This is a genomic window from Enterobacter cloacae complex sp. BZL2005 (assembly GCF_049238885.1).
Taxonomy (GTDB): Bacteria; Pseudomonadota; Gammaproteobacteria; order Enterobacterales; family Enterobacteriaceae; genus Enterobacter; species Enterobacter roggenkampii.
Map to the genome: position 1 here is coordinate 39122 of NZ_JBMKGI010000001.1, position 12631 is coordinate 51752.

The 12631-nt window shown below is 58.7% G+C and carries 13 protein-coding genes; 8 read left to right on the forward strand and 5 right to left on the reverse strand.

Translation table 11 applies throughout. From position 1 onward, the window contains the following. Nucleotides 1–107: 107 nt before the first annotated feature. From ppsR to ACOTXI_RS00230, 8 genes are all read left to right on the forward strand, one after another. Nucleotides 108–941 carry a posphoenolpyruvate synthetase regulatory kinase/phosphorylase PpsR gene (gene ppsR / locus ACOTXI_RS00195; RefSeq protein ID WP_008500644.1) on the forward strand — a complete coding sequence of 278 codons (834 nt, stop codon included), beginning with the start codon at nucleotides 108–110 and terminating at the stop codon, nucleotides 939–941. A gap of 152 nt (nucleotides 942–1093) precedes the next feature. After that, on the forward strand, nucleotides 1094–2140 hold the full coding sequence (gene aroH, locus ACOTXI_RS00200; RefSeq protein ID WP_008500645.1) for a 3-deoxy-7-phosphoheptulonate synthase AroH: 1047 nt from the start codon (nucleotides 1094–1096) through the stop codon (nucleotides 2138–2140). Nucleotides 2141–2338: 198 nt separating this feature from the next. Further along, complete coding sequence (gene hemP, locus ACOTXI_RS00205; protein ID WP_023327179.1) at nucleotides 2339–2521, forward strand: hemin uptake protein HemP; 183 nt, start codon at nucleotides 2339–2341, stop codon at nucleotides 2519–2521. Between the two features lie 72 nt (nucleotides 2522–2593). Continuing rightward, nucleotides 2594–4576, forward strand: a complete 1983-nt coding sequence (locus tag ACOTXI_RS00210; protein ID WP_058654092.1) for a TonB-dependent hemoglobin/transferrin/lactoferrin family receptor — start codon at nucleotides 2594–2596, stop codon at nucleotides 4574–4576. Nucleotides 4577–4611: 35 nt separating this feature from the next. Continuing rightward, nucleotides 4612–5640: a hemin-degrading factor gene (locus tag ACOTXI_RS00215; protein ID WP_058654093.1), complete on the forward strand. Its 1029-nt coding sequence runs from the start codon at nucleotides 4612–4614 to the stop codon at nucleotides 5638–5640. Then, entirely contained in the window at nucleotides 5637–6458 is an 822-nt protein-coding gene (locus ACOTXI_RS00220; RefSeq protein WP_058654094.1) for a heme/hemin ABC transporter substrate-binding protein, read from the forward strand. Before ACOTXI_RS00215 ends, ACOTXI_RS00220 begins: the two co-directional genes overlap by 4 nt. After that, entirely contained in the window at nucleotides 6458–7450 is a 993-nt protein-coding gene (locus tag ACOTXI_RS00225; protein WP_058654095.1) for a FecCD family ABC transporter permease, read from the forward strand. Before ACOTXI_RS00220 ends, ACOTXI_RS00225 begins: the two co-directional genes overlap by 1 nt. After that, nucleotides 7443–8222: a heme ABC transporter ATP-binding protein gene (locus ACOTXI_RS00230; RefSeq protein ID WP_023343942.1), complete on the forward strand. Its 780-nt coding sequence runs from the start codon at nucleotides 7443–7445 to the stop codon at nucleotides 8220–8222. The genes ACOTXI_RS00225 and ACOTXI_RS00230 overlap by 8 nt, the downstream gene beginning before the upstream one ends. A gap of 38 nt (nucleotides 8223–8260) precedes the next feature. Here ACOTXI_RS00230 and selO read toward each other — a convergent pair whose 3' ends face one another. The 5 genes from selO to ACOTXI_RS00255 all read right to left on the reverse strand — a co-directional run bounded on the left by selO (nucleotide 8261) and on the right by ACOTXI_RS00255 (nucleotide 12620). Next, on the reverse strand, nucleotides 8261–9703 hold the full coding sequence (gene selO / locus ACOTXI_RS00235; RefSeq protein ID WP_058654096.1) for a protein adenylyltransferase SelO: 1443 nt from the start codon (nucleotides 9701–9703) through the stop codon (nucleotides 8261–8263). A gap of 61 nt (nucleotides 9704–9764) precedes the next feature. Beyond that, entirely contained in the window at nucleotides 9765–10481 is a 717-nt protein-coding gene (locus ACOTXI_RS00240) for an EAL domain-containing protein (RefSeq protein ID WP_008500649.1), read from the reverse strand. 293 nt (nucleotides 10482–10774) lie between these two features. Beyond that, the gene (locus tag ACOTXI_RS00245) at nucleotides 10775–11239 is read right to left on the reverse strand and encodes an NlpC/P60 family protein (RefSeq protein WP_008500650.1); all 465 of its coding nucleotides are present in this window, start codon (nucleotides 11237–11239) and stop codon (nucleotides 10775–10777) included. Nucleotides 11240–11313: 74 nt separating this feature from the next. Beyond that, complete coding sequence (gene btuD, locus ACOTXI_RS00250; RefSeq protein ID WP_008500651.1) at nucleotides 11314–12069, reverse strand: vitamin B12 ABC transporter ATP-binding protein BtuD; 756 nt, start codon at nucleotides 12067–12069, stop codon at nucleotides 11314–11316. Continuing rightward, a complete protein-coding gene (locus ACOTXI_RS00255) occupies nucleotides 12069–12620 on the reverse strand; it encodes a glutathione peroxidase (protein ID WP_058654097.1) in 552 nt (183 codons plus the stop codon). Before ACOTXI_RS00255 ends, btuD begins: the two co-directional genes overlap by 1 nt. Nucleotides 12621–12631 lie beyond the last annotated feature (11 nt).

A 12631-nucleotide genomic window follows, 5' to 3' on the forward strand; every position in this document is an offset into this window, starting at 1 on the left:
TCAAAAACAGCGTTTCATTCATAATTAGGATAAGTTCTTTGCTGTGTAAATTACATTTTTTAATTTATGCTTTCAGACAATTACGTCTGATATTCAGGGTGGGTAAAATGGATAGTGCTGTCGATCGTCACGTTTTTTATATTTCTGATGGTACGGCGATCACCGCCGAGGTGCTGGGCCACGCGGTGATGTCGCAGTTTCCCGTATCGATCAACAGCATTACGCTGCCGTTTGTCGAAAATGAGAGCCGCGCCAAAGCGGTGAAGGACCAGATCGACGCCATTTACCAGCAGACCGGCGTCCGCCCGCTGGTGTTCTACTCCATTGTGATCCCCGAGATTCGCGCCATCATTCTGCAGAGTGAAGGCTTCTGCCAGGATATCGTGCAGGCGCTGGTGGCTCCGCTGCAAAGCGAGCTGAAGCTCGACCCAACGCCTATCGCCCACCGTACCCACGGGCTGAACCCCGGCAACCTGACCAAGTATGATGCCCGTATCGCCGCCATTGACTATACCCTCGCGCACGACGACGGCATCTCGCTGCGTAATCTCGACCAGGCGCAGGTGATCCTGCTTGGCGTGTCGCGCTGCGGCAAAACGCCGACCAGCCTCTACCTGGCGATGCAGTTCGGCATTCGCGCCGCCAACTACCCGTTCATCGCTGACGATATGGATAACCTGGTGCTGCCCGCCGCCCTGAAGCCGCTGCAGCACAAGCTGTTCGGGCTGACCATTAATCCGGAGCGCCTTGCCGCCATCCGCGAAGAGCGCCGCGAGAACAGCCGCTACGCCTCCATGCGCCAGTGCCGGATGGAGGTCTCCGAAGTGGAAGCCCTTTACCGCAAAAATCAGATCCCGTGGCTGAACAGCACCAACTACTCTGTGGAAGAAATTGCCACCAAAATTCTCGACATCATGGGGCTTAATCGCCGCATGTACTAATATGCTAGTACATTAGCTCAGATTCAGGTATCATCATCGGCAACCACGGGGCGGTATCGCCCCGAACTTGAAATCAGCAGGGATTGGTTTAAGGTGATGCCCATCACTTCCCGGTAGTCTGCCGATGAAGCAAAAATTTTCTGAGACATTCCATGAATAAAACCGATGAACTCCGCACTGCGCGCATTGACAGCCTGGTCACGCCGGCTGAACTGGCCCAGCGGCATCCTGTTTCCGCTGCCGTTGCGGAACACGTGACGGCCTCCCGCCGCCGCATTGAAAAAATCCTCAATGGTGAAGACAAGCGTCTTCTGGTGGTGATTGGTCCCTGCTCCATCCACGATCTGGATGCCGCGATGGATTATGCAAAACGGCTTCAGGGCCTGCGGGATAAGTACCAGCACCGCCTTGAGATTGTGATGCGAACCTACTTTGAAAAACCGCGTACCGTGGTGGGCTGGAAAGGACTGATTTCCGACCCTGACCTCAACGGCAGCTATCGCGTGAACCACGGCATCGAGCTGGCGCGGAAGCTGCTTTTGCAGGTCAACGAGCTGGGCGTGCCGACCGCCACCGAGTTCCTTGATATGGTGACCGGGCAGTTTATCGCCGATCTGATCAGCTGGGGCGCGATTGGCGCACGCACCACCGAGAGCCAAATCCACCGCGAGATGGCCTCCGCCCTCTCCTGTCCGGTCGGCTTTAAAAACGGGACCGATGGCAATACCCGTATTGCGGTTGATGCCATCCGCGCGGCCCGTGCCAGCCACATGTTCCTGTCGCCGGACAAGAGCGGTCACATGACCATCTACCAGACCAGCGGTAACCCGTACGGGCATATCATTATGCGCGGCGGGAAGAAGCCCAATTATCATGCACAAGATATTGCGGCGGCCTGTGAAACGCTGGCGGAATTCGACCTGCCGGAACATCTGGTGGTGGACTTTAGCCACGGCAACTGCCAGAAGCAGCATCGCCGCCAGCTGGACGTCTGCGATGAGATCTGCCAGCAGATCCGCAGCGGTTCAACCGCCGTTGCAGGGATTATGGCGGAGAGCTTTATCAAAGAAGGCACGCAGAAAATCGTTGCTGGCCAGCAGATGGTGTACGGCCAGTCGATCACCGACCCGTGCCTGAGCTGGGAAGACAGCGAGCTGCTGCTGGAGAAGCTGGCTGCAGCCGTGGACACGCGCTTTTAACTTCCTGCCGGGGGGCGGCTTCGCCTTAGCCGGCCTACGATTCTTGCCGTTGTAGGCCCGGTAAGGCGAAGCCGCCACCGGGCTTTTCATTGCACAATATTGATCCTCTCACCCTTTTTTCACAAAAACGCTTGCCGTAAATTTGCAGTTTATTGATAATGATTATCATTGTTACATTGATTGTTATTTATAAACATTATGTCACGTACGGATAACAGCGCGGCAACGCCAGCAAAAACTGACACAGCACCAACCCCTACCGAGCGTCGGATTGACAGCAAAACCCTGCTCGGCGATGCGGGGAGGGTCATTATCGAGCATGACGGCCAGCGCTATCTGCTGCGCCAGACCCATGCCGGAAAACTGATCCTCACAAAATAAACCAAAAACTTCGCCAGCCACCCAGGTGATCCCCAGGCAGCCAGCGCTTTCGATTCTTTATGGAGAGTTGCTATGCCACACCTGCCTTCCGCGTCTTTACGCCCGTCACTTCTGGCGCTGGCGATTGTCAGCACCCTGCCGGGCGTCGCGTTTGCTGCCGCAGATGAAATGACCGTCACCGCCACGGGCAACGCCCGCAGCGCCTTTGAAGCCCCCATGATGGTGAGCGTGATTGATGCCACCGCCCCGGAGAAACAAACCGCCAGCTCGGCGGCCGACCTGCTGCGTAACGTTCCCGGCCTGATGCTGGACGGCACCGGGCGCACCAACGGGCAGGACGTGAACCTGCGCGGCTACGATCGTCGCGGCGTGCTGGTGCTGGTTGACGGCGTGCGTCAGGGCACCGACACCGGCCACCTGAACAGCACGTTCCTCGATCCGGCGCTGATTAAACGTATCGAAGTGGTTCGCGGCCCGTCGGCCCTGCTGTACGGCAGCGGCGCGCTGGGCGGCGTGATTTCCTATGACACCGTCGATGCAAAAGACCTGCTGGAAACGGGTAAAAACAGCGGTTATCGTGTGTTTGGTACGGGGGAGACAGGCGATCACAGTCTTGGCATGGGGGCCAGCGCCTATGGCCGCACCGACACGCTGGACGGTCTGGTGGCCTGGTCCAGCCGGGATCGCGGTGATATCCGCCAGAGCGACGGAGCAACCGCCCCTAACGACGAGTCCATCAATAACATGATGGCGAAAGGCAGCTGGAAAATCGACCCGGCCCAGACCCTGAGCGGCGCCCTGCGCTACTACAACAACGATGCTCAGGAACCAAAAAACCCGCAAACAACTGGGGCGGACAGCAGTAACCCGATGACCGATCGCTCCACCATCCAGCGTGACGCGCAGGTGGGCTACCGCATCGCCCCGGAAGGTAACGACTGGCTGAACGCCGACGCGAAGGTCTACTGGTCCGAAGCGCGCATTAATGCCCAGAATATCGACAACAGCGGTGAGTTCCGCAAGCAAACCACCAAAGGCGGCAAGGTGGAAAACCGCACCCGCCTGTTCAGCGACACTTTAGCAGCACATCTGCTGACCTACGGTGGGGAATACTACCGTCAGGAGCAGCACCCTGGCGGCGCGACCACCGGCTTCCCGGAGGCGAAAATCGACTTCAGCTCCGGCTGGCTGCAGGATGAGATCACCCTGCGCGATCTGCCGGTCACCCTCCTGGGCGGTACGCGCTATGACAACTACCGCGGCAGCAGCAATGGCTACGACGACGTGGATGCTGATAAATGGTCCTCCCGCGCCGCGTTGACCGTCAGCCCGACCGACTGGCTGATGCTGTTTGGCTCATACGCGCAGGCGTTCCGCGCGCCCACCATGGGCGAGATGTACAACGACGCCAAACACTTCTCTATTGGCCGCTTCTATACCAACTACTGGGTGCCAAACCCGAACCTGCGCCCGGAAACCAACGAAACGCAAGAGTTTGGGTTCGGTCTGCGCTTTGACGATCTGCTGCTTGCCAACGATGCGCTGGAGTTTAAAGCCAGCTATTTCGATACCAAAGCCAAAGACTATATCTCCACCACCGTCAATTTTGCCGCCGCGACCACCATGTCTTATAACGTTCCGAACGCCAAAATCTGGGGCTGGGACATGATGGCAAAATACTCTGCCGACCTCTTCAACCTCGACCTGGCCTATAACCGCACGCGCGGGAAAGACACCGATACGGGCGAGTACATCTCCAGCATCAACCCGGATACCGTCACCAGCAAGCTGGACATTCCGGTGGCGCAGAGCGGTTTTTCCGTCGGCTGGATTGGCACCTTTGTCGATCGCTCAACGCATATCAGCAGCAGCTACAGCAAGCAGCCGGGCTACGCGGTCAATGACTTCTTCGTCAGCTATAAGGGCCAGGAGCAGCTCAAAGGCGTGACCACGACGCTGGTGCTCGGCAACGCCTTTGACAAAGAATACTGGTCACCTCAGGGCATTCCGCAGGACGGCCGTAACGGCAAGATTTTCGTAAGCTATCAGTGGTAATTCCCGTCGGGGCAACTCTTCAGAAGGATAAGAAAATGAATCACTACACGCGCTGGCTTGAGCTGAAAGAAGACAATCCGGGTAAGTACGCGCGCGACATCGCAGGGTTAATGAATATCAGCGAAGCAGAGCTGACCTTTGCCCGCGTGGGTCACGACGCCTGGCGACTGCGCGGTGAGATCCGCGAGATCCTGGGCGCGCTGGAGGCGGTGGGCGAAACCAGGTGCATCTGCCGCAACGACTACGCCGTTCACGAGCAGGTCGGAAGCTTCACCAACCAGCACCTGAACGGCCATGCCGGGCTGGTGCTGAACCCGCGCGCGCTGGATCTGCGCCTGTTTCTCAACCAGTGGGCAAGCGCGTTTCACATCAGTGAAGCCACCGCCCGCGGCGAGCGGCAGAGCATTCAGTTCTTCGACCACCAGGGCGATGCCCTGCTGAAGGTCTACGCCACGGATAACACCGACGTTTCCGCCTGGGGCGACGTGCTGACTCGCTTTATCATTGCCGATAATCCATCGCTGGCGTTGAAGAAGCCCGATATGCCTGCTCACACGGAAAATGCGCAAGCTGCGCTCGTGGACAACGAGTGGCGCGCCATGACCGACGTGCACCAGTTCTTCAGCCTCCTCAAACGCCATAACCTCAGCCGCCAGCAGGCGTTTCGCCTGGTCGGGGACGATCTGGCCTGTCGGGTAGAAAACAGCGCGCTGGCGCAACTGCTGGAGACGGCGCGTCGTGACGGCAATGAAATCATGGTCTTCGTCGGCAACCGCGGCTGCGTACAGATTTTCACCGGCGTGGTGGAAAAGCTGGCGCCGATGAAAGGCTGGCTGAACATCTTCAACTCAACCTTTACCCTGCACCTGCTTGAAGACGCCATTGCGGAGACGTGGGTCACGCGCAAACCAACCGCTGACGGGCACGTCACCAGCCTGGAGCTGTTTGCCGCCGACGGGACGCAAATCGCCCAGCTGTACGGCCAGCGCACCGAAGGCGAGCCGGAGCAAAGCCAGTGGCGCAGCCAGATTGACGCCTTAACGGCGAAAGGGCTGGCCGCATGAAACGGTGGCTTGCCCTGATCAGCGCCCTCCCCCTGCTGGCGTTTGCTGCGCCGCAGGAGAAAATTATCACGCTCGGCGGCGACGTCACCGAGATCGTCTACGCCCTCGGCGCGGCCTCTTCCCTCGTGGCCCGCGACAGCACCAGCCAGTGGCCGCAGGCGGCAACCGCACTGCCGGACGTGGGCTATCTGCGCCAGCTCAACGCGGAAGGGATCTTATCCATGCGCCCTACGCTGGTGCTGGCCAGCGCCCAGGCGCAGCCGTCTCTGGCGCTCACGCAGGTTGAGCAAAGCCACGTCCGGGTTATCGCGGTTCCAGCCGCTAACGATCTGAGCGTCCTTGACGAAAAGGTACGGATCGTCGCTGAAGCGACGCACCGCGAGGCCGAGGGGGAAGCCTTGCGCAAGACGCTGCGTCAGGCGCTGTCGACGCTTCCCGCGTCGCCGCTCAATAAGCGGGTGCTGTTTATTCTCAACCACGGCGGGATGACCGCCATGGCTGCCGGACAACAGACCGGCGCGGACGCGGCCATTCGTGCGGCGGGGCTGCAGAACGCGATGCAGGGGTTCACCCGCTATCAGCCGCTGTCTCAGGAAGGCACGATTGCCAGCCGACCCGATCTGGTGGTGATTTCGCAGGACGGCATCAACGCCCTGGGTGGGGAGGCGAATCTGTGGACGCTTCCCGGCCTGGCGCAAACCCCGGCAGGACGGAACAGGCAGGTGCTGGCGATTGATGACATGGCGCTGCTGGGCTTCAGCGTGCGAACGCCGGAAGCCATCCGGGAGTTGCGTGCCAAAGCGGAGCAACTGCCCTGATGTCCCGGCGAGCCGCCCTGTCATTATGGATGCTGGCCGCGCTGCTGGTCGTCACGACGCTGACGGCCAGTGGCATTGGCGCGCTGCGCCTGCCGGTCAGACTGCTGTGGAACGGCACCGACGAGGCCCTGCGCCAAATATGGCTGACGATCCGCTTGCCTCGCGTGCTGCTGGCGCTGACGATCGGCGGTTCGCTGGCGCTGGCTGGGTGCGTAATGCAGGGGCTGTTTCGCAACCCGCTGGCGGACCCGGGCCTGCTCGGCATCAGCAGCGGCGCGGCGCTTGCCGTCGCCCTGTGGGTGGTGCTTCCGCTCTCGCTGCCAGCGCTGGTGATGCTGTATGCCCCGATGCTGGCGGCGTTTCTCGGCGCGCTGGCCGCCACCGTCGTGATTTTCCTGCTCAGCCGACAGCGTGACGCTTCCCTGTCGCGCCTGCTGCTGGTAGGGATTGCCATCAACGCCCTGTGCGGCGCCGCCGTCGGCGTGCTGTCATGGCTCAGCAATGATGCCCAGCTTCGCCAGCTTTCACTCTGGGGAATGGGCAGCCTTGGCCAGGCGCAGTGGTCGACGCTGCTGGCCGTCGCGTCGCTGATGATCCCCACCGTGCTGATTATCTGGCGCCTGGCAGGGCCCCTCAACCTGCTGCAGCTGGGCGATGAAGAGGCGCACTATCTCGGCGTGGAGGTGGCCGCCGTGCAGCGGATCCTGCTGCTGTGCAGCGCCCTGCTGGTGGCTGCCGCCGTTGCGATCAGCGGCGTGATCGGTTTTGTTGGCCTGGTGGTGCCCCACCTGGTGCGCATGTGGCTGGGAGCCGACCATCGGGCCACGCTCCCCGGCTCGGTGCTGGCCGGTGCGCTGCTCCTGCTGGTGGCCGACACGCTGGCGCGCAGCGTGGTCGCTCCGGCGGAAATGCCGGTTGGCTTATTGACCAGCCTTCTCGGCGCGCCGTGGTTCCTGTGGCTGATCTTTCGTCGTGGAGGTGCGCATGGCTGAACGCTATTGTGCAGAAAACCTTGTTTTTCGCGCCGGGCAACGCACGCTGATTAACGACGTGTCGCTGACCTTATCTCAGGGCGAGCTGGTGGCGTTGATTGGCCCCAACGGCGCCGGGAAATCGACGCTGTTGCGACTGCTTACCGGCTATCTTAAACCTGCTGGGGGACGGTGCAGCCTGGCGGGCACACCGCTTGCGGCCTGGCAACCGGAAAGGCTCTCCCGCTACCGGGCGGTGATGCGCCAGAGCACGCAGCTCGGATTTGACTGGCCGGTTGAGGCGGTGGTCGGTATGGGGCGTGCGCCCTGGACCCGCACGCCAGAAGCGTCGGTGATCGAGGAGGTGATGGCCATCACCGGCTGTTTACCGCTGGCGGGAAGGCAGTTTGCCGCGCTCTCCGGCGGCGAGCAGCAGCGCGTTCAGCTCGCCCGCGCGCTGGCTCAGCTCTGGTGCGACGGTGCGCCGCGCGGCTGGCTGTTTCTTGATGAACCGACGTCCGCGCTGGATCTCTATCACCAGCAGCATCTGCTGCGCCTGCTGAAATCCCTGACCAGCCGGGGACATCTGCACGTGTGCGCGGTGCTGCACGACCTCAACCTGGCAGCGCTGTGGGCGGATCGCATCCTGCTCCTGCACAGCGGCAGGATCGTGTCCCAGGGAGAGCCGGAAACCGTGTTGCAGGCCGATGCGCTGGCGCGCTGGTACGGCGCACAGGTTCACGTCGGCAGGCATCCGGCTCACGCCGTGCCGCAGGTGTTTCTCGCCCCCTGACCGGTCCGGATTCTGATGACGCCGACTCCGGCCAGACACTAGCTTGAGCAACTGACCTCCAGCCGCTTGCCCCACTCAGGCGGGCGGCTGACGTAATCATCATCCCGGTCGGCAAACGGCGTGCGCAACGCCACGTGCAGACGGTGTAACTCGTCGTACTCGCCCTGCTCGGCCTGCTCAATCGCCCGCTGCGCCAGCCAGTTGCGCAACACCATCGCCGGGTTCGTAGCGTTCATCTGCGCCTGGCGGGTCACATCATCCACCTGCTCCTGCTGCAGCCGCGTGCGGTACGATGCAAACCAGTCGTCAAACGCCTGTCTGTCAATAAACTCATCGCGCAGCGGAGAGGCGGCACTGTGCTGCTCCGTCTGGCCCAGCATCCGGAAGGTGCGCGTGTAATCGCTGCCCTCGCGCGCCATCAGGGCAAACAGGCCATTGAGGATGTCGTTATCGCCCTTCTCCTGCGTGACTAGCCCCAGCTTGTTGCGCATCAGCGAGCCATACTCTCGCAGTAAGATCGCCTGATAGCTGTCGAGCGCATCATTCAGGGCATCAACGTCGATGAACGGCGACAGGGTTTGCGCAAGCCGCTGCAGGTTCCACAGGCCCACCGCGGGCTGATTGTCAAAACTGTAGCGCCCCTGATAGTCGGAGTGGTTACAGATGTACCCTGGCTGATAATCATCCAGGAAACCAAACGGGCCGTAGTCAAAGGTCAACCCGAGAAGCGACATGTTGTCCGTATTCATGACGCCATGGGCAAAACCTACCGTTTGCCAGCGGGCAATCAGGGCTGCGGTACGGGCCACCACATCCCTGAACCAGAGAACGTATTTATCCGCGTCGTCCTGCAAATGCGCCCAGTGGTGACGAATGGCAAAGTCAGCCAGCTGGCGCACCTTGTCCGGCTCGCGGCGATAGTAAAAGTGCTCAAAATGACCGAAGCGCAGATGGCTTTGCGCAATGCGCATCAGCATTGCGCCCTTTTCCACGGTTTCGCGCGCAACCGGCGTGTCGCTGGTCACGATCGACAGCGCACGGGTGGTGGGGATACCCAGGGCATGCATCGCTTCGGAGCCCAGGCATTCGCGAATCGTTGAACGCAGAACCGCACGCCCGTCGCCCATCCGCGAATAGGGCGTCAGGCCCGCACCTTTCAGGTGCCAGTCAACCGTCTCCCCGTTGGGAAGCTGTTGTTCACCGAGCAGGATCCCCCTGCCGTCGCCCAGTTGCCCAGCCCAGACGCCAAACTGATGCCCGCTATAGACCTGAGCAAGGGGTTGCATACCGGCGAGAAGCGTTTCGCCTCCCCAGACGCCAGCGCTTCCTGAACGCTGAAGCAGCTCAGGCGGAATGGCCAGCTCTTCTGCCAGCCGATCGTTATGCCAGATAAGGCGTGAATTTTGTAACGGTGTGGGTTTGAGTGCGGTATAAAATCCCGGCAACTCGTCATGCCAGTGAGCAGTAAAAGACAGGGTCATAAGTCCTCCTGCTTTTAGTGTAGAGGGTTTACCCGGACTTAAACACGGGCGAAAGCAAGGGTTATCGCTGCTGAACCAGCGTAGTGACGTGTTCCGCCGAGACGGCAGGCCAGAGTGTTCCCTGCATGGCGCCAAAATTAAAGGACAACACGCGCTGCAACAGACCGTGGTCGTCAATGCCCGAGACAATCACAGACTGGCAGTGCGGCGTGATTTGCCAGAGGATGGCGCGCATAAATGGCTCAAAAGAGAGCTCTGAAGCACGCTGCTGAATGAAGCCTTTATCGAGAATAACCCGTTTAAATAATCCATCATACACCGCTTTGAGCGATGCAGCGCCTGCACCAAAGTTTGCCAGCACCAATGGGAAATGGATTGCCATTCTCGCCAGCTGAAGATCGTCCTTTCCGTTATTTAAACCTGGATAATTCTCATTAACAGTAAACTCAAGAAACGGATAACGCTCAAGAATTGAAACAGCGTTTCCATTACTTAATAAAAATTCAACTATTGCAGGTGTAATATTGATCCATGCAATTAACTGATGCTGAATAAAAAACAGTTTGCAGGTATCAAGCAATTGCAGTTTTTCGTTAAACAGCGCTAACTCTTCAGCCGCTGAAAGTCGTGGGATAACAAGCTCAGTGGGGATCCGCACATCGCTGTCGACGCCAGTAAAGTTAACCAGAATTTCTAAACCTTTAAGCTCCCCTGCGCTATTACGGGCAGGCAAAAGCAGCAGTTCAGACTGGTAAGCATTATCTAGCGTAATTATCATTGCACTCGCCCCGCATTAAAGATGAGAGAGGACATCCTGGAGCAATTGCCGACACAATTCCACTGTCTTGATTTTAATAAGATTAATTTCATTAGTTCCGTATTAATTTTCATATTTTTCCCTGAATCTAAAATAATCTTATCCTGGTTGCAAAATAATAGCCAGTTTTAGATAAAACAGATACATGAGGGATTCGCTAATTTTAGGTAAATTTAACTTTAATCATCTTATTTGAGAAAAAACGGCATGTTTATTCGCTACCATGCCGTCATAAGAGAGGTATACGACGAAGATTATATACGTCGTGCCTGCCAGAAATTTTTACGCCAGTAAACATTATCAAGAGAAGAGCGCATCACGCCGCGGCTCGTCGAGGCGTGAATGAACTGGTTGTCAGTATCATAAATGCCCACATGAAGTCCGCTTTCCCCCGATCCGGTTTTGAAGAAAACCAGGTCCCCGGGCAGGAGGTCGTCTTTATCAATTTCCGTGCCGATTTCTGCCTGTTTACGCGTTTCACGCGGCAGCTGTAAATCAAACTTGTCGCGAAACGTCATCAGAACGAAGCCGGAGCAATCTACACCGCCACGGCTCATGCCGCCGTAGCGATAAGGCGTGCCGCGCCAGTTGCTCAGCTGATCGTTGAGGCTGGCAATGACGGTGATCGAATCTGAAAGCCGTGGGTTAGGCGGCGGTGCACGATGGCTACTGCATCCCGCAAGAAAAAGTGCGGCCATCAGGAGAAACCAGAATCGCATTTTCAGACGAATCCTCTGCTTTTTTTGTTCTTTTCGTAATTTAGCGTGCAATTGCGCTCACAGGCAAGAAACGCTTACTCCTGCCCGGTCGAAATCAGCATCTTATGGCCCTCAATATCCAGCCTGCGGAACGACATGTTGTACGCGCGGGCAAGATTGGGCGGCGTAAGAACCTGATCCCGCGTACCGCTGGCGATCATCTTCCCCTGCGACAGCAGCCACACCCGGTGGGCATGACGCAAGGTGTGGTTGAGGTCATGACTGCTCATCACCACGGCGATGCCTTTTCGGCTGAGCGCACTTAGCAGGGTATCCAGGGCCGCCTGCTGCGCCACATCCAGCCCGCTCATCGGTTCATCGAGAAGCAGCATCCGCCCATGAGGATTACCGGCCGGGTGGATCTGAACAATGACAGCCGCCAGACGCACCCGCTGCCATTCGCCGCCGGATAGCTGGCTGACATGCCGGGAGAGTTTATCCTCCAGCCCCAGCGCCGCGGCCACGTCCGTCAGCAGTGCCGTAGAATGTTTGTCGTGCAAATGCAGCATCAGATAGTGCCAGACCGGCATCGCAAAGGGGGGTACCTGCTGCTGCACGAGATAGCTGCGCCGATGCGCCAGCGAGACCGGCGACCACTCGGCCAGCGTATGCTCCAGCAACATTATCTGCCCTTCTCCGGCAGTCATGCCTGCCATCCGTGCCAGCAGCGTGCTCTTTCCTGCGCCGTTTGGCCCGACAAGATGCAGGATTTCTCCCGCATTGACGGCGCCGGTTATCGGCTCCAGACGTCCCTTCTCGGCAACGTCCGTGAGCTGCATCAGCAGCGACATTATTTCGCCAGCGCCAGCTTGATCGATTCCATAACGATCGGATCTTCAGGTGGCATATCCGGTGAAAAACGCTGTACGACCTGGCCGTCGCGACCTATCAGGAATTTTTCAAAGTTCCACAGAATATCGTCCGGATAAAGCGACGCGCGGCCTTTGCTGGCCATGCGTTCATAAAAACCGCTGCCTTCCGGCGCGACGGCTTTCGGTGCGGCAGCGATCAGCTTCGCATACAGCGGGTGGCGGTCTTCACCGTTGACATCGATTTTGCTGAACAGCGGGAACGTTACGCCGTAGGTAGTGCTGCAGAAGGTTTTAATCTCCTCTTCGCTGCCCGGCTCCTGCCCCAGGAACTGGTTGCAGGGGAAGCCCAGCACGGTAAAACCGTCTTTCTCCCAGGCCTTCTGAATGTTTTCCAGCTGCTCGTACTGCGGCGTCAGGCCGCATTTGGATGCCACGTTGACGATCAGCAACACATTGCCTTTGTAGCCTTCCAGCGTGGTTTTATCGCCATCAATGGTGGTCACTTCAGTATTCAGGATATCTGACTGCATAGCATTTCCTC

Coding starts and splice junctions, on each gene's coding strand:
- ppsR (WP_008500644.1), top strand. CDS start 108: ATGGATAGTGCTGTCGATCGTCACGTTTTTTATATTTCTGATGGTACG.
- aroH (WP_008500645.1), top strand. CDS start 1,094: ATGAATAAAACCGATGAACTCCGCACTGCGCGCATTGACAGCCTGGTC.
- hemP (WP_023327179.1), top strand. CDS start 2,339: ATGTCACGTACGGATAACAGCGCGGCAACGCCAGCAAAAACTGACACA.
- ACOTXI_RS00210 (WP_058654092.1), top strand. CDS start 2,594: ATGCCACACCTGCCTTCCGCGTCTTTACGCCCGTCACTTCTGGCGCTG.
- ACOTXI_RS00215 (WP_058654093.1), top strand. CDS start 4,612: ATGAATCACTACACGCGCTGGCTTGAGCTGAAAGAAGACAATCCGGGT.
- ACOTXI_RS00220 (WP_058654094.1), top strand. CDS start 5,637: ATGAAACGGTGGCTTGCCCTGATCAGCGCCCTCCCCCTGCTGGCGTTT.
- ACOTXI_RS00225 (WP_058654095.1), top strand. CDS start 6,458: ATGTCCCGGCGAGCCGCCCTGTCATTATGGATGCTGGCCGCGCTGCTG.
- ACOTXI_RS00230 (WP_023343942.1), top strand. CDS start 7,443: ATGGCTGAACGCTATTGTGCAGAAAACCTTGTTTTTCGCGCCGGGCAA.
- selO (WP_058654096.1), bottom strand. CDS start 9,703: ATGACCCTGTCTTTTACTGCTCACTGGCATGACGAGTTGCCGGGATTT.
- ACOTXI_RS00240 (WP_008500649.1), bottom strand. CDS start 10,481: ATGATAATTACGCTAGATAATGCTTACCAGTCTGAACTGCTGCTTTTG.
- ACOTXI_RS00245 (WP_008500650.1), bottom strand. CDS start 11,239: ATGCGATTCTGGTTTCTCCTGATGGCCGCACTTTTTCTTGCGGGATGC.
- btuD (WP_008500651.1), bottom strand. CDS start 12,069: ATGTCGCTGCTGATGCAGCTCACGGACGTTGCCGAGAAGGGACGTCTG.
- ACOTXI_RS00255 (WP_058654097.1), bottom strand. CDS start 12,620: ATGCAGTCAGATATCCTGAATACTGAAGTGACCACCATTGATGGCGAT.